Origin of the sequence: Clostridium sp. 1001271B_151109_B4 (assembly GCF_015670405.1) — a bacterium.
In the GTDB taxonomy this organism is placed as follows: Bacteria; Bacillota; Clostridia; order Clostridiales; family Clostridiaceae; genus Clostridium.
In genome coordinates this window covers 99098-120352 of sequence record NZ_JADPBQ010000006.1, presented here as the reverse complement: position 1 = coordinate 120352, position 21255 = coordinate 99098, and the positions used below count along the sequence as shown (strand labels likewise).

The 21255-nt window shown below is 27.1% G+C and carries 19 protein-coding genes, 2 pseudogenes and 1 riboswitch; of the genes and pseudogenes, 2 read left to right on the top strand and 19 right to left on the bottom strand.

Translation table 11 applies throughout. The annotated features are described in order from the left end of the window. Window positions 1–103: 103 nt before the first annotated feature. Window positions 104–1435, bottom strand: coding sequence for an MATE family efflux transporter (locus I4V63_RS06190; RefSeq protein ID WP_196000415.1), 1332 nt, complete (start codon window positions 1433–1435; stop codon window positions 104–106). Window positions 1436–1542: 107 nt separating this feature from the next. On the opposite strand from I4V63_RS06190, the gene I4V63_RS06185 reads away from it, so the two are divergent. Further along, the gene (locus tag I4V63_RS06185; protein WP_196000414.1) at window positions 1543–2313 is read left to right on the top strand and encodes a MerR family transcriptional regulator; all 771 of its coding nucleotides are present in this window, start codon (window positions 1543–1545) and stop codon (window positions 2311–2313) included. 208 nt (window positions 2314–2521) lie between these two features. Here I4V63_RS06185 and I4V63_RS06180 read toward each other — a convergent pair whose 3' ends face one another. From I4V63_RS06180 to I4V63_RS06150, 8 genes and pseudogenes are all read right to left on the bottom strand, one after another. Further along, on the bottom strand, window positions 2522–2848 hold the full coding sequence (locus I4V63_RS06180) for an LPS biosynthesis protein (RefSeq protein WP_196000413.1): 327 nt from the start codon (window positions 2846–2848) through the stop codon (window positions 2522–2524). Between the two features lie 185 nt (window positions 2849–3033). Next, window positions 3034–3186 (bottom strand): annotated as a pseudogene (locus I4V63_RS06175) (ammonia permease); the annotation flags it as partial. Window positions 3187–3196: 10 nt separating this feature from the next. Beyond that, window positions 3197–5911, bottom strand: coding sequence for a DEAD/DEAH box helicase (locus tag I4V63_RS06170; RefSeq protein WP_196000412.1), 2715 nt, complete (start codon window positions 5909–5911; stop codon window positions 3197–3199). Window positions 5912–6472: 561 nt separating this feature from the next. Next, window positions 6473–7735, bottom strand: a complete 1263-nt coding sequence (locus I4V63_RS06165) for an ATP-binding protein (protein ID WP_207746511.1) — start codon at window positions 7733–7735, stop codon at window positions 6473–6475. A gap of 363 nt (window positions 7736–8098) precedes the next feature. Continuing rightward, entirely contained in the window at window positions 8099–8239 is a 141-nt protein-coding gene (locus tag I4V63_RS15620) for a hypothetical protein (RefSeq protein WP_243280461.1), read from the bottom strand. Window positions 8240–8270: 31 nt separating this feature from the next. Next, window positions 8271–8444 (bottom strand): hypothetical protein, encoded by a 174-nt coding sequence (locus I4V63_RS15615; RefSeq protein ID WP_243280460.1) that lies wholly within the window; start codon window positions 8442–8444, stop codon window positions 8271–8273. Beyond that, a complete protein-coding gene (locus I4V63_RS06155) occupies window positions 8437–8733 on the bottom strand; it encodes a hypothetical protein (protein ID WP_196000411.1) in 297 nt (98 codons plus the stop codon). Before I4V63_RS06155 ends, I4V63_RS15615 begins: the two co-directional genes overlap by 8 nt. A 142-nt stretch (window positions 8734–8875) precedes the next feature. Beyond that, on the bottom strand, window positions 8876–10843 hold the full coding sequence (locus tag I4V63_RS06150; RefSeq protein WP_196000410.1) for a UvrD-helicase domain-containing protein: 1968 nt from the start codon (window positions 10841–10843) through the stop codon (window positions 8876–8878). A gap of 190 nt (window positions 10844–11033) precedes the next feature. Between I4V63_RS06150 and I4V63_RS06145 the strand changes: the two genes are divergently transcribed. Further along, on the top strand, window positions 11034–11363 hold the full coding sequence (locus I4V63_RS06145) for a hypothetical protein (RefSeq protein ID WP_196000409.1): 330 nt from the start codon (window positions 11034–11036) through the stop codon (window positions 11361–11363). Between the two features lie 284 nt (window positions 11364–11647). Here the strand turns inward: I4V63_RS06145 and I4V63_RS06140 are convergent. The 10 genes and pseudogenes from I4V63_RS06140 to I4V63_RS06095 form a co-directional block, all read right to left on the bottom strand. Then, window positions 11648–11845, bottom strand: a pseudogene (locus tag I4V63_RS06140) (hypothetical protein); the annotation flags it as partial. Window positions 11846–12098: 253 nt separating this feature from the next. After that, window positions 12099–12605, bottom strand: coding sequence for a GNAT family N-acetyltransferase (locus I4V63_RS06135; RefSeq protein WP_196000408.1), 507 nt, complete (start codon window positions 12603–12605; stop codon window positions 12099–12101). A gap of 19 nt (window positions 12606–12624) precedes the next feature. Next, window positions 12625–13947, bottom strand: coding sequence for an MATE family efflux transporter (locus I4V63_RS06130; protein WP_196000407.1), 1323 nt, complete (start codon window positions 13945–13947; stop codon window positions 12625–12627). Window positions 13948–14119: 172 nt separating this feature from the next. Beyond that, window positions 14120–15076: an ABC transporter ATP-binding protein gene (locus I4V63_RS06125; protein ID WP_207746510.1), complete on the bottom strand. Its 957-nt coding sequence runs from the start codon at window positions 15074–15076 to the stop codon at window positions 14120–14122. Then, window positions 15069–15857 (bottom strand): ABC transporter ATP-binding protein, encoded by a 789-nt coding sequence (locus tag I4V63_RS06120; protein ID WP_196000406.1) that lies wholly within the window; start codon window positions 15855–15857, stop codon window positions 15069–15071. The genes I4V63_RS06125 and I4V63_RS06120 overlap by 8 nt, the downstream gene beginning before the upstream one ends. A gap of 11 nt (window positions 15858–15868) precedes the next feature. Further along, window positions 15869–17458: an ABC transporter substrate-binding protein gene (locus I4V63_RS06115; RefSeq protein WP_207746509.1), complete on the bottom strand. Its 1590-nt coding sequence runs from the start codon at window positions 17456–17458 to the stop codon at window positions 15869–15871. Window positions 17459–17486: 28 nt separating this feature from the next. Next, complete coding sequence (nikC, locus tag I4V63_RS06110; RefSeq protein WP_196000405.1) at window positions 17487–18311, bottom strand: nickel transporter permease; 825 nt, start codon at window positions 18309–18311, stop codon at window positions 17487–17489. A 1-nt stretch (window position 18312) separates the two neighbouring features. Beyond that, window positions 18313–19251: a nickel ABC transporter permease gene (gene nikB / locus I4V63_RS06105; protein ID WP_196000404.1), complete on the bottom strand. Its 939-nt coding sequence runs from the start codon at window positions 19249–19251 to the stop codon at window positions 18313–18315. 164 nt (window positions 19252–19415) lie between these two features. Continuing rightward, a riboswitch (cobalamin riboswitch) is annotated at window positions 19416–19594 on the bottom strand. A 92-nt stretch (window positions 19595–19686) separates the two neighbouring features. Beyond that, complete coding sequence (locus I4V63_RS06100) at window positions 19687–19902, bottom strand: hypothetical protein (protein WP_196000403.1); 216 nt, start codon at window positions 19900–19902, stop codon at window positions 19687–19689. 96 nt (window positions 19903–19998) lie between these two features. Next, window positions 19999–21234: a DUF6179 domain-containing protein gene (locus tag I4V63_RS06095; protein WP_196000402.1), complete on the bottom strand. Its 1236-nt coding sequence runs from the start codon at window positions 21232–21234 to the stop codon at window positions 19999–20001. Window positions 21235–21255: the final 21 nt, after the last annotated feature.

Sequence of the window (21255 nt, the reverse complement as noted above, 5' to 3'; positions counted from 1 at the left end):
ATAATACGGTATTTTTATTAGTTTATATTTAATTTTACTTCGTAATAGATTAATATTACGTATTAAAGCAAATAAAATAAAATTTTTTTAATCAAACTGTGAATTAAATATATTCATATTTAATTCTATTTTTCACAAAATACATAAAGCTTACACCTAAAGCTATTATCTCTGCAAATATGACAGCCATCCATAGTCCATTCAAATCAAATAATAAAGGCAGTACAAATATCATTATTATTTGGAATACGAAGGTTCTTAAAAAAGATATAACTCCCGATACTATACCATTATTAAGACCTGTGAAGAATGCCGATGTAAAAATATTAAATCCTTTTATTATATATGACAATGAGAATATTCTAATTGCATTAGTTGTAAAGTGAAGTAAATCTATATCGTAACTTACAAATATTTTAGCAAGCATTTCTGATGATAATTCTGCTACTCCTGTTAGCACTAATGATACTATTAAAATAAGTACAAGACTCCTTTTAAGTAAACTTTTAATTTCATCTTTATTATCTGCACCATAATGATATCCTACAATTGGTGTAACACCCATGGAATATCCCATGTAAACTCCATTAAAAATAAATGATACATACATTATAACTCCATATGCTACTACTCCTTGAGTTCCAGCATATTTTATTAATTGCATGTTATATAGCATGTTTACAAGAGACATAGATAAATTTGTAAACATCTCCGAAGAACCATTTAAACAACTTATACCAATAGCATTAAAATCAAATTTAGCTCTTCCCAGTCTTAAAGGACTTTTGTTTTTCATCATGAAGTATATGAGTGGCACAAATCCACCTACCACTTGACTTATACATGTTGCTAAACCTGCTCCAACTACTCCCATATTAAATATGGCAATTAATAAGAAATCTAAAACCATATTAGTAATTCCTGCAATTATTGAAACAACAAGCCCCATTTTAGGTTTCTCTGCTACAATTAAGAAACTTTGGAAAGCATTTTGAAGTATAAATCCTACCATACCAATACTTAAAACTCTACCATATGTCACACAGTATTCTAAAATTGCTCCTTCAGCTCCTAAAGCCTTAGAAATAGGTTCAATAAATATAAATCCTATAATGCTAATGATTAATCCTAATATTATTAATAAATATATTAACATGGAGAAAGTTTCTTTTGCTTTTTTACTATCTCCTTCTCCAATTATTTTAGAAATTAAGGCTCCTCCACCTGTTCCTATCATAAATCCAAATGTTCCACCAATCATTAAAACTGGCATTACTAAATTAACTGCCGCAAAAGCATCACTTCCTACCACATTTGATACAAATAGACCATCTACCACACCATATATGGAAGTAAATATCATCATAAAAATTGTAGGTAAAGTAAATTTAATTAATTTCCTATAATTAAAACTATCTGATAATTGTATCTTCATTTAATCTCCTCCTCTTATTTTGCTTAAAAATATTAAATTTGACATACGGTAATCAAAGCCATATAATAGTATAAAGTCTACCATAATGGTAGAGTCAAGGAGGTTTTATGAAAAAAAATTTACTAACTATCGGTGAAATATCGAAAAAAACAGGTTGCAGTGTAAAGTCTCTTCGTTACTATGATTCCATCGGACTTTTAGAGCCTGCATATGTTGATGCTGATACTAATTATAGGTATTATACTTTTGAACAAACGAGAATTGTTGACATAATACAGATTTGTATTCTCTTAGATATTCCCCTTAAAGATGTAAAAAAGCTCATTATGAAAGATGATAATACTATGGATTATTCCAATTTAATTGAATATGGAAGAAAAATAACTGAGGAAAAAATACTTAGACTTAAATATAATCTTGACCTTTTAGATAATTTACAAGAAGAAATAGAAAGGCTGGATAGTTATGATAGTGATGAAGAAAAATCATTTCATATACATGAGAAGTACTACTATATTCTTCCCCTTTTTGAGGATGACATAAATGATAATTATTATAAACAGCTAAATTATTTATTTACAAATGCTATTAAGCATAATATTTTGTTTAAACATGACTACGGTGTCATTATAAATATAAAAAATAATGAGATTAATAAATTTGTAGCTCTGGAAATTGATAAAAAACACTGTAATCTTGAAAATGTTATCAAGATTAATGAGGGAGACTTTTTATGTAAGAAGACTAATGAGTTTAATTTAGTTAAAATTTGTAATATGTTTGATTATATAAAATCCCTAAATAAAACTATTATCATTACTCCAGGGTATAGCTATGATTTCTCCTGCCCTTATTTTGAAGTTAAATGTTCATTATAAAAATAAGTTCGTATTATAATACAATAACGAATTAGTTATAACATATTTTCACAATACCGTACTATTCAATTTTCAAAGATCAAATTTTCTTAATTAGCTCGCAATATAATCAAACTGCTAAAAATATATTTGAATTGCGCACTAAAAAATACCGCATATTCACTTTGAATAATACGGTATTTTTCTTAAATTAATATTTAATTATAGTTTATTCTTTTCTTAAAATTTCTTTTGGGGCTTCTATTTCATTTGCAATTGTATGCTCAGTTAGTTCAGAAAGAATCCTTATCTTATTATTGATTAATGGTCTCATACAATTTGGTACATGCTCCATATGTGCTCTATGAATTGCTACACATTCCTTACAGTTTCCATGGTAACGACATGCTTTTTTACATGAGCAATGATCTTTGTCCTTATATTCTTCACGAAAAGCAGAGGCAAATTCTTCTTGTAATCTTAATCCTTCTTTTCGATCTCCTCTTCTAAATGCTTCCATAGCATCCTTTTCTTTTTGGTTTCCATCAATAATCATCTTATTGCCTCCTGTAAACTCTTATGTATAGAAAAATTATTTAATAAGATTGTCCAGTCCTTATATTTTTATTATATATAATATATGGTTATTATTCAATGATTTGCATTAATAAAACGGATTTTATATAAATATGAAATATATTCAATATTTAGATTTTATTATAATTATAAAGCTGCTCTACATATGAATAATACTGAAAATTTCATTCTTCCTGATAATGCTCCAGTAATAAGCGCTGGTGTAATTATTACAAACATCATTTTAAATGCTGCAAAAAGTTCATGTGGTATAGTAGGTGCAAGTGCTGAAGGTTCTGCTACTACTCCATTGAATAATATTTAACATTTACCTTCTTCCTCTTCTTCTATTTCCCCTAAATATTCTCTTATATCTAAAGTCCTTACCTTCATTCATCAATTCCTTACAAGCTCTACATCTTTCACTTGGATAATCCCAAGATAGCTTTTTACCACAGTTTATACAAACTCTTTCATGATCTAATAGATTAGTTAAAAGAAGTTCATTTATTCTATTTGCTGTATCTTCCTTTTCCATTGCAATATATCTATTATTTATCATCATATTAAAATTCTTACCAAAAGAATAATTTAATTCTAATGACTTATAATAACACTCAAGCTCATCAAGCTCCTTTTTTGAACTTACATTTTTCTTAAGGATTGGCTTCTTTAAGTTTACTGCTCCAGAGCTATACATCATGCAGTATTCTTCCCATAATGCACATACTGCCTTATTATTTTCTTCAAAGGGTATTGTTGCCATTTTTAAAAGGTCTTCTTTTGAAGCCTTTATATTAAGCTTCTTTAATCTATTTAAAAGATAAATTATTGTTGTTACATCTGATTTTTCATAATACCCTTTTACAGACATTACACTCCATGTTTTTAATGCATCTACAAGATCTATATTTATTTCAAGAAGAGAATCTGGTATTCCTATATAGCATTTTTCAATTTTCTTTGTTTTTGCAGTTAAAGCACCCTTTATTAAACTAGGATCGCTCATAGTAGCAACATATCCTGTATCATAAATTCCTCTTCTTCCTGCTCTTCCTGCTATTTGTTTTATTTCAGAAACATTTAATTTTCTTAAAGATACACCATCATATTTTCTTGTTTCTAAAAATACAATACGTTTTATAGGAAGATTTACTCCCATTCCTATAGCATCTGTACAAACTATTACTTCTGTTTCTCCATCTAAAAATCTTTCAAATTGCTTCTTTCTTGTGGAATATGGTAATGATCCATAAATTATGCTTGTTTTTATATTGTTATTAAGAAGCTGTGCTGAAACTGCAAGCGCCTTCTTTTTACCAAATACAACAAGTGCATCTCCTGGCTTAACATCTTTATTTAAATCAAACTTTTTATCTTCAAAAATAAGCTCTGTATCTCTTTTATGTTCCACAACTTCATATGTATCATTACAATCTTTTATTAACTTAATTATTACATCTTTTGCTTCTGGTGCCATACATATATGAACTTCTGGAGCCATTACACCTATTATGGCCCTTGTCCATGCCCATCCTCTTTGTTTATCTGCAATCATTTGAGCTTCATCTATAACACATATGTCATAAGGCGTTCCAAGCTGTAGCTTTTCAATTGTTGATGATACATGTCCTGCATATGAAATAATATCTTCTTCTTCTCCTGTTAATAAAGAACAAGATATATTTTCAGAATTAAGCTTATCTTGAATTTCAAGAGCTAATAATCTTAATGGAGCTAAATAAACACCAGTTTCTGCTTCCATAAGTCTTTCAATACTTGCATGTGTCTTTCCTGTATTAGTTTCACCAACATGAAGATAAAAGTGTCTTTTCATCTCTCTAGTTTCTTTATATTCATATATTGGATTATCTAAAATTACTTCTTGAATTTCATCTTTTGCTTTATTTTTAATATATATATTTTCTGATGTCCATACTAAACCTTTTATACATATCCAAGGAATACATTCCTTAAATTCTAACATGTCATCAATAGATGGTGCTTTTTTATTTTCTTTTAAATAACTCTTATAAAGGATGTTTTCAACTACTGCAATTCTTTTTATTATTTCATGAATTTTACCTTCTTTAGATATAAGATTTCTTCTAAAACCTGGTAAATTAACACTTTTATAATATCCAAAAACCATATTTTTAGCATCTTCTAAAAATAAACTCATATGTTCTTTTGTTTTATAAATATTCACATTAATAAGATTATCTAACCTTTTATCAATTGAATTAACAACCTTAACTTTAAGTCTATTTATTCCTTTTGTTGATGAACTTGCCTCTTCACAGCTTTCCACCATAAGCTTTATTAATTTTTCTTCATCATGACTTTTATCTTCTTCTACAATTTCTGTATAACAATCATTAGCAATTCCAAGTGCTGCACAGCCTTTATCATAAATATCTAATAAAAGTTTTTCTTCTAATGGTGCTACCTTAACTGCAACTGCTGCTCCCCATCTTGTTTTAAATCCATTTCCTATTTCTACTTTTATTTTTTCTTCTATGCTTCTCTTTTTATCATCATTTAATTCTTCTAAATCTAAATCATAATATACTTTTCCATCTCTAGTTCTCTTATACCACCTAACACTATTCCATATGAATTCATCATTATATTTACTTTTAAATCTTTTATATAATTCGCCTTTTTTTTGCTCCATTATAGTTGCTACTTTTTCATATATAACAGTAGCAATATCCTTTGGTTCATACTTATATACTGGTGTATCATCATCATTTTCTTCAATTTCTTTTAAGTCCTGAATATATGAACCTTCCCATGATACTTCATATAAAAAATCTTTCACATATGTATAATCATAAATATTAAACGATCCATTATCTATTAAATCAACTTTAGAATTTATATCATACTTATTGTAATTTGAATCATCTATTTGAACTTTATTAACTTCTTTTATATATTTAACAATTTCTTTTATTGTTTCATTAATAAATTCATTATCTATGTATTTAGCTATTTCATTTTTTGTTTCTTTTCTTAGTGTACACTTAATTGAGCTCATCCCATCATTCCTTTATAAATTACTTTGTTATATTTTATGAATCTTAATTCTTTATCTTATACCTAGTCATTATAATACTTCCATTTCTTTAAGAATAAGATATAAGCAGATATCACTCCAAGAGTAACTCCCCTTATGTTATAACAAATTCTAACTCTTAGATTGAGTTGAAATTCCATCTTACTCTAAAATCTCAGCTTATACTACATACATTTTCTCACTATAGGTAGTTTAACAAAAATATATGTATTTGGGTATTTATTTACACAATATATATAAAGAAATATTAAAAATAAAAGGTAGAAAACAGTTAAAAATATTGTTCTCTACCTTGTTATAGTTTTATATTTCTAAAATCAGTTATAAATTGCACCTTCACATTAAGATTAGTTTTATAAGAAACTATACCATATCAAACTAATAAATTCAATCTGATACAGCTCTCTCTTCAAATTTTTCTCCATTTTTATTTGTCAAATTTATATATTATAAAACAAGCCGTATTCACATTAAATTTAATAATTTAATCTGAATACGGCTTCTTTCTATTTCAATTAAATTTTATACACTAATCTTTACAGGTATCTTTATTACAAATTCTGTAATTGAATCACTACTAGAAACTGATACTTTTCCATTATTTCTTTCTACTATCTCCTTAACGATAGCTAGTCCAAGTCCATGTTCCCCATTATTATCTTCTTTTGTAGTAAATCCAATTTCAAAAATTCTATCTATTATTTTATCTTCAATTTTAGGTCCATTATTTTGTATTTTAATAACAACACTATTAAGATTATAATAAGTTCTAATTGTAATAAGACCTTTTTCATTCATAGCTGTAACAGAGTTATTTAATATATTTGAAATAACCCTTTGTATCTCCATTTCAGATACATTGACATCTTCCAATGAGGCTTGTTCGTCAACAAAAACATTAATACCTTTATGTTTTATACCATTAACTATCATAGAAATAATTGAATCATTATTAGATATCTCAACCTCAGATACAATATTATTATGTCCATCTATTATTGACTTTAAAGAATTTCCAAGCTTATCGTATTTTTCCATAAGACACATTCCATATAAATATGAAATTTGAGCACCATAATCATGTTTTACTTTCTTTAAATCATTTATTTTTTCTTCTAATGCTTTATTCAATAACATAATTTCTTTTGCCTTCTTTTCAACACCTGCAAAATATAATATAATCGCTATAATAAATAATCCTGTCATCGCAAATATGATATTCTTAAATATTGGATTGTCTAAATCATATATTATAAATTTATAAGATATTATAAAATCAACTACTACAGTAGTTATTATTAATGATATCATAGATAAGTTTTTACTTCTAACAAACAAGTAAATTCTATAAATTAAATCTTTTCTTAACAATATAAAAATATCCATTATAAAATGTGGTATATATATAATCATTACATATGCCAATTCTAAATTCTCAACTGGAATTACATGTTTAAAATATAAAAATAAATTAGACATAATAAGTGTATTAATAATTATAAATAAATACACTATAGATATAGAAGTAGTTGCTCCTAATGAATCTTTTTTAAATACAATAATCCCCATAAACATTAATGCCACATGAGTGAGAATTGTCCCTAAACTTGAATTCCCTACCAAATATGTTGTTAAAGTAATAATAAACCAAAAAGCTACTATTAAAAATCCGAGCCTTAACTTACTATTCTTATATTTAGTACAAAAATTGGGAATCAAAACTATCACTAGACTCTGAAGTATTGTATTAATTACATCTGCTAACTTTATAATTTCTGTTTTCATTACTTTTTACCTTTCATTATCTATCCATTCTATTTTCCTATTTTTCAACATTTTTCCCTATTAAATAACTATATAGCTTAATTTTTTCATATTTTCTTCTTAAATTATATCATATTTTTCCTTATTATTATATATTTTTATAATTAATATTAAATCTTTATAAGTTGTTTTCATATTATTAAGTAATGTACTAAATATATGTTATACGTCAACATATTAAAATATAAAATATATAAATAATTTTTATTATGTTATCATAGCATTAGAAATCAATAACGAAAAATATACAAGCAGTTATAAAACTTTCTTTATAACTGCTTGTATATTTACTTTTCATCCATTCAAAATTTTATTTTCAGCTCCTCATTCTGTACAAAATCCTGGAACATTAGTTACACGTAAATTATTTTCTGTTGCTGATTTTATATCTACGTTATTGTATCCAATACTTTGAAGTGAAATAATTTTTAAATTAGGAAGATTTTCTATAATATCTTTAGTCATTTCTTGATATTAAATAACTATCCCATCAAAATCATAGGCATATTCTATAAAAGATTTTTTCTTTATCTTTAACTTCAACAAGTTCTAAATTACTTACTCCCCACTCCTTTAATAAGGTTTTTTCATAATCTAAATTATCATCAACATTATAATAAAGAACCCTAGCGCTAACTACGGTTCTTTCTTTACCCTCAATATTACTCAACTTTAGTTTTATAAGCTTCCATCATTACAAATACAGCTGTTAAAATATGCATAATCATTCCTAAAAATGGTATCCATCCAAGTGCATTACCTACAATACCTAAAATACTACCTGTTATAGGCAAGTCTTCTTTTTTTGATAATACTAAATTTACAATATGGAATGCTAGCATAGCTGCTAATGGTACCCACACTAATCCTATTATTATACTTGCACCTATTACTGGAATTCCTAATAAAGCTTCAATTCCTCCTGCAACCCATTTGGTTACTCTTACTGTCTCCTTCATAATTCTCTCCTAATAAACTATTTATTAATTCCATATTATATATTCAAAATACCTTAATAAAATTCCTATATATTTAACTTAGTACCATCTATACATTTTTATTGGATTACATATATTATTGAGGCTACTTTTAATATATTATTTATACTAAATCTACACTACTAATCATTCTCTTATTAAAAGAAGGAATATCATCAACTTCTTTAAAATCATCATTAATAATTATAATTTCATTTCCATCAGTAACAATTCCATATTTAACAGTATCAAAAATATTCATACACATCTTAAGATGATTAATTTCATTATCTGTTCCTGTCCCTAATTTATTACTCTTAATAAAGATAAATGGTACTTTATCTTTATTTTCATAAATATATACAACAATATCAACTAATTCAGCCTTAACCTCTATATTAACTTTAACTTCAACATCTATTAACTCCCTAGGATATCCATATCTCTTCATAAGTTCATTAATAATCCATTGTCTAGTGATTTCTTCATTTTTATAAATATCGTCAATCTTATAAGTAAATAAATACTCATCAATATCAATCCTATGTAATTTTCTAAAATTACACTTAGAATTAATTCTTAAATACTTACAGCTTATATCTTTAATAAATTTAGATGGATTTCCATAACTACTTAAAAATAATTCTTCTGTAGCTCTAGTCATTCCTACATATAATAATCTTCTATCTATAGATTCAATAAAATCACTATCTTCAAATTCATTTGCAAAATCTCTTGAAGGTATAATCTTATCATTAAGTCCAGCTATTATAACAGCCTTAAACTGTAACCCCTTAGCACAATGCATAGTAAGAAGTTTTACACAATCTTCATTAAAATCTAATTCTTCATTACTTTTTAGCTCTCTATAAGGAATATTATTTTTTTCTAAGAAAATCTTAATATCCTTAAGCTGATTTTTAAACTTACTTATTATTGCAATATCTTTATAGTCATACTTATTTTTTAGCTCATTTTCTATTGTTTCAGCAATATATTCTGCTTCTGATACTTTATTTTTAAATCCTCTATATACTGGATAAACCCCTTGTTTATCAATTAATGATGGTTTTACAAAATTATCATCCTCAAGGATATTTTTATCATCTTCAATTAAACTATATGCTGCATATGCTATTTGCATTGTTGTTCTATAACTCTTTGATAGTGATGTAGATTTCCCTGTCATATCAAGCCCTATACTAGTAAAGCTTCTTCCCTTTACAAGCCAAGCTTCTGGATAAATGCTTTGTGCTGTATCTGAAACAAATAACATACTAGAATAGCTTCTATTCATATATAATGTTTTAATAAACTCTAATTGTACTCTTGTTAAATCTTGTGTTTCATCAACTATAATATGAGTGTATTTTTCTCCAACTTCCTTTTTTGATTGCTTTAATGCCATTAATGCAACATCTTGAAGATCAACTAACTTTTCTTTTTCTAAGTTATCATTATATTGAATCATTACTTCAAAAATAGCTTTTCTTATCTTAGAATTCTTTCTTAATTTATGTGTTGATTCCACATTATTATTTGATATTCTTCCTATTCTATCAATTGTTTGATATTCTTCAATGTCTATATAATTACAGGATTTCATCCACCTTATTTCTTCTATAATAAAGGTAAGATTCTTTCTATCTAATACGTTTACTTTTTCATACTCTTTTTTTACTACATCTATTGCATCTACCATAGCTTTATTTATTTGCTTTTCAGTAGCAACTCTTAATTTTTCTAGCTTTTCCTCTTTAATATATGAAGTAAAATACTTAAACATCATATTATCAATAGTTTCTATATATAGCTTGTCCTCATCTCCACTTTCATATATTCCTAATGTTAATTGTTCATTTTCTTTATTTCTTTCTATTTCTTCATATATATATTTAATATAATTTATTAATGATTTGTTATATGTAATAACAAGGATTTTATCATCTTTTTCATAAGTATAATCTTTTAATAAAAATGGTATTTTGTGTACTGCTACCGTAGTTTTTCCTGAACCTGCTACCCCTTTAACTAGTACATGCCCATTAGGTTTGTTTTCAATTATTCTTCTTTGTTCAACATTCAACCTCATTGTACTCTCTCGTTTCCCCTTTTATTTTATCTATAGCTCAATTATACCATATTTTGTATATCAACTCTTCTATAAATCCTTTTTTCTTCACTATTAAAACCTTAACTTTTTTAATTCTTACCATCCACTACTCTAAACTTGAATATTCTCATTTGTATTACACATAATAATCTTGAAAGGAGATTATTTTATGAAAAAATATATTTCTATATTTCTGATTTTAATTGGATTAATATCTACTACATTTATTTCAATACCTGCATTTACTAAAAATATCTTTAAAGAAGGCGTTTATAAATCATCTGATTTTAACTTTTCAGAAAATGAAACTTATTTTGTACAGAACGTTTCATCAGAAAATGCTGTTTTCTTAACCCTTTATGACGAAAATCAACTTATAATTCAAAGTATCCGCTTAGAACCTAATTCAAATAGATATGACTTAATTCCACTTAAGCCTGCTTATAGGATAGTCATAGTTGGAAATGGAGAGGTTTTTATTGACCCTAGAGCACAATAAAGTGCTCTTTTTATTACTTTGGTATTATTTAATACTTCAAATTTAACGAATAATTCTTTCATATTATTCGTTAATCTATTGCAAGGTTATCTTTTTATAAAATTTATTCATTCTTTACTTCTCAAATTTTATATTTCTACTAATATTTTAATAAATTACTCTTTAATATCTTTAAGCTTTTTATTTGAGTAATAATTTTATTTGCACAAAAAATACTAGTAAAAATAACCGTAATAGCAACTGAAACTCCAATTTTTTCTTGTTTAAATCCCATACGTTCAAATAGATATTTTGTCATGATTGCAAAAAAGGCAACATTTTCCCTTATTAAATCTATTTTCAGCGATTTCTTCATTTACAGAGTTACTAATTACATTTGACATCAATACATTCTTCAAAAATTCAAATACCTTACCTTGCTCATATGTATTATAAAATAGTTCCACTAATTCCTTGCAATATGATGTTTCATATCTTCTTATAATCACTGCTTATCTCCACTATAAATTATAATTTAATACTCTATATAAATAAATTGTAACATATTTTGTAAATATCATACTATTCAAATTTTAAAGCTTATTTTTTTATTGATTAATAAAAAAATACCGCATATTCATTTTTGAATAATACGGTACGGATATCTATTTGTTATAATATCTCATTGTTTCTCTAATGAATTTTCATCTAATTGGTTATATATTCATACTATAGCATAGCCTATTATTTTATTTTTTAAATTCCTTTCACCATATGAACTGTTTTCTCTTCATTATCTTCTTCTACTATAATAAAAAAACCTTTCTTTATCCAAAAATCAAATCCACCTGGAAGATGTCTATGAGTATGTAAGTATATATCCTCATAACCATTTTCTTTACAAAACTGAACTATACTGTCGAATAAAAGAGTCCCTACTCCTTGCCTTCTTAAATCTTGATTTATATAGCATCTTCCTATTTCTGCTGTTGTATCCTGCTTGTACCTTCCCTTTATAACGTCAAACCTATCGATAAATGGTTTTACAGCTATGGTTCCAACTAAATTATTTTCTCTATCAAAAGCCCCTATAATAGTATTTCTTTTTTCATTTATATAAAATTCTTGCATATTTATAATATCATTATGATACATTGGGTCTATATCATAGTTAAATAATTTTCTTATCATTTTAAATAAGAACTCTTGAGCAATAGGTACTTCTTCTATACCTATATTTCTAATGCTTATCTTGCATTCCATAAAATAATCCTCCTCATCTTTAAATTATGTTAATATATTTATTTCTATTGTAAAGTATGACCATGCATATTGATGTAGTTAACCATGTAATTGGATAAGTAATTGCTACTCCCCTAATACTATTCATTGACGGTACAATAAAGTATAATAAAATTACTCTAAGAAGACATATATTCACTAAAATTATTATCATAGGCTGAATTGATTTTCCCATACCTCTAATAGAAGCTGATAAAACTTCTAAAATAACATATAAGAAATAAAATGGGAAAGTTATTGATATTATTTCTATCCCCTTATTTATAACAATATTATCATTATTAAATAATCCAAACCAGGTTTCCCCACTCCATAATAATAATCTTGAGTTTATAAATGTTAATATAATTCCAAATATAATACATAATTTTGTTCCTTTTTTTACTCGTAAAATTTTATTTGCCCCAATATTCTGGCCAGTAAATGTCATAATTGCTTGTCCCATTGCAAGTATCGGATAATATAAAAATAATTCAACTTTAAAATATGCCGTGAATGCCGCTATAGAATCTATATCAAGCGAATTAATATATGATTGAGCTACTACATTAGATAACGATATTACTAATGTCTGTACTCCAGCCGGAATTCCAACAATTGCAATTTGTGAAAGTATTCTATTGTCTACCTTTAAATCCCTTAAATTTAAATTAAAATCTCTTTTATCTTTAATTATATATAGCATTACTAAAATAGCTGCTGTAGTTTGTGAGAAAAATGTTGCCCAGGCAGCACCTTTTATCCCTAATCCTAATATTAGAACAAATAGTGTATTTGCAACTATATTTGTTAGCCCTCCTATAAATTGTGAAATCATCGGGATACGTGAATTTCCTGATGCTCTAATAATTCCAGATGCCATATTATATGTAAGCATAGATGGTATAGAAATGAAATAAATTCTAATATATTCAAGTGCTGAATTCATTATTTCATCTGGTGTATTCATTAACTTTAAGAAGAATTCTGAACCTATTATACCTACAAATGTGAGCACAACTCCACCAATCAAAGCTATAGTTACTGCTGTATGCATTCCATTTTTAAATTTATTTTTATCTCCTGTACCAAATATTCTTGCCAATATTACATTTGTTCCTACTGCGATTCCTGAAAAAAATCCTATAATGCATGTAATAAGCATAGAACTTGCTCCTACAGCAGCTGCCGCATTCTTACCTAATATATTTCCAACAAAAAGTAAATCTACAGTATTGTACATTTGCTGAATAATACTTGATAGTAATAACGGTATAGCAAATAAAATAAGACTTTTTCCTATGCTACCTTTTGTCATATCCATTAAATTTTCTCCTCTTTTATAACTTATTTTAATCACTAATTATAGTATATTAATTTAAAACATATCTCCATATAATATTATAAAAATTAATCTCACAAATAATTTCTATTTGAGAGATTAATTTTTATGTTTTAGTGAATTTTATTTACATATTAAACAGCAACTACTAATTCTAAAATAAATGACATGCAACTTCATGATTCTGAGTAATTTCTTTCAATTTAGGTTTTTCTATCTTACATATTTCTTTACAATACTTACATCGTCTTGCAAATGCACAACCTTCTTTAATATCAATTGCACTAACTATTTCACCTTCAATAGCTTTTATTTCTTTATTTTTATCCATATTAATTGAAAATAATGATTCTAATAACATGTTAGTATATGGATGAAGCGAATTCTTCCCAACTTGGTCACTCGGTATTTTCTCAACTATATTTCCTAAATACATAACTGCAATTTGATGTGAAAAAGCTTTTATTAAAGCAATATCATGACATATAAATATTATGCTTATTCCTTTTTCTTTCTGTAATTTAACTAACAATTTAATAATTTTATTTTGAACAGAAACATCAAGTGCAGATGTAGATTCATCACAAATTAATATTTCTGGCTCAAGAGATAAAGCCCTTGCAATACCAATACGCTGTCTTTGTCCTCCACTTAAATTATGTGGATATCTATATAATATTTCTGATGAAAGTTCTACCATTTCAAGAAGTTTAAGTGCTTTTTCTTCTTTATCTTTTTTACTAATCATTCCAAAGTTTAAAAGTGGTTCCGTTAAAATATCAATTATTTTCATCTTAGGATTAAAAGATGCCAATGGATCCTGAAAGACCATCTGTATTTTTTTGCGATTATTCCTTTTTTCTTTTTTATTAAAAAACAAAATATTTTTCCCTTCAAAAATAATTTCACCACAAGTAGGATTTTCTAATTGAATTAATATTCTTGCTAGAGTAGACTTTCCGCAACCACTTTCCCCAACTATCCCTAGTGTTTTTCCCTTTAAAACTTGAAGGTTTATATCATCGCAAGCCGTTAACATTCTATTTCTAGAAGCTTTGAATTGTTTAGAAATATTATTCACCTCTAATATTACATCGCATTTATTAAACAAAACTTTCTCCTTCCATTTCAGGTATTGAATTTAGTAATTCTTTAGTATAATCACTTTTAGAATTATATAACAAATCTTCTTTTGTACCATAATCCATAACCTTACCATCCTTCATAACAATTATTTTATCTGCCATATATGTAGCTATCCCAATATTATGTGTAACTAATATAATAGATGTATTATATTCTCTTCTTAACTCCATCATTTGCCTTACAATTTGGGCTTGATTAGTTAGATCTAATGCACTTGTTGGCTCATCTGCTAATAGTAAAACTGGTTTGAAAGTCATTGCAATAGCAATACCTACTCTTTGACACATTCCTCCACTTAATTGATAAGGATAACTGTTCATTATATTTTCTCCGTCAGGAAGTCTCATTTTTTCTAACATATTAACTGCAAGATTCCATGCCTCTTTTTTATTCATTTGTGAATGATTGCGTATATATTCTACATACTGCTTTCCTATTTTCCTTATTGGATTTAATGTTCCAGCACACTCTTGAAAAATCATTGAAATTTTAGTTCCTCTTAATTTTCTTAAGTCCTCTTTTGCTTTTCCTATAAGTGATTCACCCTCAAATATTATTTTTCCTCCACTTATTTCACCAGAAGCAGATAATACTCCTAATATTGACTTAATAACAGTACTTTTTCCACTCCCACTCTCACCGACTATACTTATAATCTCTCCCTTTTCCATTGAAAGATTAAATTTATCTACTGCAACCTTTTTATTGTTATCGTAGTTTATAGATAAATTCTCTATTTTTAGCATATTAATCTCCTTTATTCTACTAACTTAATATCTTTTGTAAGCCAATAATAATCCATAGGATACATTGTTACGCCAGTTACTTTCTTAGAAGATATTAAATATGTTGTTTCATATCCAAAGAAAATTGTTGCTGCATCATCCATAATTAATTGCTGAATATCAATAATTAACTCTTTTCTTTTATTATCATCAAATGTTGTAGATAATTCATCTAATAACTTATCTACTTCCGGATTACTATACCTAGTTTGATTCGATGTAGATGTACTATACCAATTTTCTCTTAAATACTTTTCTGGATCTCCTGTATTTGCAACTAATACATTCCAAATTAGCATATCAAAATTTCCTGAATCTCTCATATCAAGCAATGTTTCATAACTTACAGTATTAAGCTTAACATTAATACCTACTTCTTTTAAACTTGCTTGAGTTGCTTGCGCATATACATTTAATTCTTCCCTACTTGTATATATAACAAAATTTAATTCAAGTTTTTCACCATTAGGAGTTTCTACAAAACCATCTCCATCAATATCAATATATCCACCATTTAACAATAATTGTTTTGCACCTTCAACATCATATGAATTTTCATCATTTAATTCATCAAAGCCAAAATCTAGTGTTGGTGGAACTGGGGTTTTACCAGCACTTGCTCCTCCTTCTAATAAAATATTACAATATGTTTCTTTATCAAGTGCACGTATTATAGCTTGACGAAGAGCTTTATCTTTTAAGAAACCATTTTGCTTCATAAATGAATATGTTGTACGTAAAGAATCTAGCTCTTGTATTTCAAATTCATCATTATTTTCAAAATCAATTAAATTTTCAGTTTTTAAATTATACGCTATTTCTACTTCACCTGTTTGAAGTGCCATAGAACGTGTTGTTTGATCATCAATACATTTAAAAGTTACTTTATCTAATGGAACTTCCCCATCCCAATAATATTCATTTTTAACTACTTCACAGTATTGAGTTGGATTAAATGTTTGTACTGCATAAGGTCCTGTACAAATAGGCCCTTTCATTGCAAATGAATCAGTATCAACGTTTGTATTTACAATTAAAAAAAGTGGGTCTGCTAAACTTCCAGCTAAGTTTGCAACTGGCTCTTTTGTTGTAATTTTTAATATTTGACCATCTACTATAATAGATTCTGGTTCAAAAAAAGATATCGCACGATTACTTAATTCAAAAGTTCTTTCTAGAGAAGCTTTAACTAGCTCTACTGTCATATCATCACCATTAGAAAATTTAACATTTTCACGTATTTTCAAACTCCAAGTTAATCCATCTTCACTTACTTCCCAATTTTCCGCAAGACAAGGTTCTAATTCACCATTTTCATCAAATCTAATTAAAGTTTCTCCAACTCCATATCTTGAAACAACCCAACTAAAATACTGTTCTGTTGGCTCCAATGTATCAGCAAAACTAGTTACTGCTACAGTAATTTCTTTGCTATTACTTGAATTTTCTTTATAACTATTTGCATTATCACTATTATTAGAACCGCAACCAGTTAATATTGATATAACAAATATTATCATTGCCATAATACTTATACTTTTCTTACTAAAAATCTTAATCATTAATTTTTCTCCCCTAATATTTAATTTGTTATTTTTCCTTTGGATCCCAAATATCTCTAATACTATCCCCTAGCATATTGAACACTACAACTACAATCATAATTGCTATACCTGGATAAATCATTAACCAAGGTGCTTTCGCTAAATAAGTACGACCTTCATTTAGCATTAATCCCCATTCTGGTGTTGGTGCTTGTGCGCCAAACCCTAAAAATGATAATGCAGCAAGCTCAAGCATCATAGTTGCTATATCTGTAGCAGCTGTTACAATCATAGTAGATAGAATATTAGGTACTATATATCTAGTTATTATATTTCTTTTTTTAGTCCCAATAACATATGCTGCTTCTATATATTGACTATTTTTAATTTTAATTACTAAACTTCTAGCTAATCTAGCATATTTTGTCCAACTAACTGCAGTAATTGCTATTATTGCATTTACCATACTTGGTCCTAGTAAACCTGCAATTGCAATTGCAAGTACTAATCCCGGGAAAGAAACCATCATATCAGAGAATCTCATTATAATTTCATCTATTACTCCACCAAAAAATCCTGCTAAAATTCCAAGAGTTGTACCTACTATAAAAATTACTAATACAACACAAAGTGTCATTGTCAATGATGTACGTGTTCCATATATAATTCTTGAAAAGACATCTCTCCCAAGCTTGTCCGTTCCTAAAATATATTCACCCCCAGGTGGCATTAACGAATCTGACATTACTGCTAAATAAGGGTCTTTTGTAGCTATCCATGGTGCAAAGATAGCAATTCCTAAAATTACAAATGCTAAGATAAGAAAAAGCGTAAACTGTTTGTGCTTATTAAAAAATCTTAATGTCTTCAAGTTACTCACGCCCCTTTAATCTTGGGTCTAATAAATTATAAGAAATATCAACTATTAAATTGATTACCATATAAATCATTGCAATCCATAATACATATCCCTGTACTAAAGGATAATCCCTACAAGAAATTGCTCTTACAGCCATATTCCCTAACCCAGGCCAATTATAAATTATTTCAACAACTGCTGTTCCTCCAAGAAGGCTTCCTATTGATAACCCCAATAATGTTATTAAGGGAATCATTGCATTAGGTATTACATTTTTCCAAAGTATTGTGCTTTCTTTTATCCCCCTCATTCTTGCGCCCATTACATAGTCTTGATTCAGTTCCTCTAAGACAGCAATTCTAACCTGTCTTGTATATTTAGATGCCATAGCAATAGCTAATGTAACTGCAGGTAAAATTAATGATTTAAAATCAGTGCTTCCTCCTGATACTGTCACCCACCTTAATTTAACCCCAAAAAAACTTAATAATATCAATCCTATCCAAAAACTTGGTATTGATACTCCTAAAAAGGTAATACCTCTTATTAAATAATCAATAAATCGCCCTTTATAAACTGCTGAAATTACCCCAAGTGGAATTGATATTAAAATCATAATAATAAGAGCTGCAATTGATAATTTTAATGTTGGTATTAAACATGATACTAATTTATTTATTACAGGAACCTTCATAGAATAAGACATTCCCATATCACCTTTGAACACACCCTTTAACCAATTCCAATATTGAGCTAAAAATGGCTTATCCAAACCTAACTCATGTCTTGTTTGCTCAAGTAATTCTGGCGTAGGAATATTTCCACATTCTGTTAACATTATTTCTGCTGGATCTCCAGGTGACAGATAAGTTAATCCAAATGTGAAAAAACTAATTCCAAATAAAACAATGAATACTTGAATAATTCTTTTAAATAATTGTTTTTTAGTCATTTCTCCTCCTTTTTTCTTTAATAAATTTTTGTTATTAACGCCAAAAAAAGATAGCCATTACAGACTATCTTCCTCTTAAAATCACAACAAAATAACCATGTAATAATTCCCTATTACATAGTTCATAATAATCGCTTATTTTAAGAGTTCTCATCTGCCGTGAGTAACATCTTAAAGATATAAGCAGTTCTCCTGACTCCAGATCATTATTTATAAACTCCTTCCCAGATTTTCTCCAGTGGCATTATATGTTTATAAACTCCCTGTTACAGTGGCGGGACCGTTTCGGCTTTTCACCGAATTACCTATTAATGCTTTCGCAACTTATATCCATTTTATTCTTTACCATAATAACTTATATTTTGAAATTAATCAATAAAATATAAATTATACATTTTATTTCTTTATTCAAAATATATCAAAATATTTTTCAAATTATCTAATACCATTTTGTAATTGTTTATTTAATAAAAATATATTTTCTATCTTATTTCCTTGCTCATCATAATAATTTATATCTGCCCCTTCAATATAACCCTTTGTATCTCTATCTAAAACTTGCCCTTGAATCTTTAAAAGTTCTTCCTCTTCTATAGGCAGTTGTACTTCTTTAGTTTCATTATCTACACTACATACCATTTTTATATTCATGATAGTATCCTCCTTAATTATCACTACTTAAAAATAGTATGCTTCAAAATAAGCAAGATATTTAAATTACTATCTCTAAACCTTATCATTATCAACTCAAAATCTACTTATAACTTCAATAAACTTCTGCTCCCAACCTGTATTTGAAATATTATCATTTAATTTATTATTCAAATAATATTTCAATGCTCTTATTTCCTCTTTACTAAGACTATTAACTAATTCCTCTACTTCATCTTCCCAAATACAATTATTTAAAATTTCTACTAAATCCTCTAAGCTTTTAACTTCATTATGAATAATTGCAATCTTATCCTTAGTAAATCTACAAACTCTTATTTCGTCTATTAACTTTCTTAATCTTTCATCATCCATAGCTTTATTATCTACAAAGATATCTTCAGACTTATCTTCTTCTATTTTATAACTTAAAAATATATTTTCTAAATTATTATTTTTAATGCCTTCTTCAATTCTAGGAAGTAAATTTAAAGCTGTCATTTTCACATAATTAATTTCAAAATCACTAACTATTTTTAATTTATTACATACACTATTTGCTGATTTTATAAGTTCCTCTTCTATTTCTTTTATAGTCATATTTTTAAAGGTATATAATACTACTTCTCTTTCATAACTTTTTATTTCTAATTTAAATATATCTGCTTCTACTAAATCTAACCCTATGACATTTGTAAGTACTGGCTCAAATATATTTATTAATAATCCTTTATAATCTTTGCAATAGCTTTTTAAAATTTCTATTATTTTTTCTTTCTCAAAGTTATTACAAAACTTATTTTCAAATAATAATCTTGTAAGATATTCATTAATGAAATCTATTCCTTGTAAATCCTCACTTACAGCATTGGAAAGCTGATAATCTATACTACAAGGTATTTCATGTGCAAAAAATCTATAATCATAAACTTTGATACCCTTTTCAATTTCCACTACAGTATCCTCATATGATATATTTTCTATGCCAGTTGATGTTTTCATTACCTCTTCTAGCAACTCTTTACCTTTTGCTATATCCTTTTCTATTGTTGCCCAAGAGTCCTTCCATGCACTTTCTAGGCTTTCACTTTCAAATAATTTTACTATACTTTGTGAATTCTTCATTTCCTTATTTAATAAAAAAGTAATAGACTTTAAAAGTTCTTCAGCAATTTCAACTGGAACTGACGAACTATCTCCCATAGTATATCTCTCTGTAACCTTTCCTAATAAAGTCCAAAGCTTTATTTGCATGATTTCTTTTTCTTCATTGCTTATATTAGCTAGGTTTGAATTATTTAAAAACTCTAAATAAGAATTATTTTCCGCCATAATATCTCCTTTTATAACCTT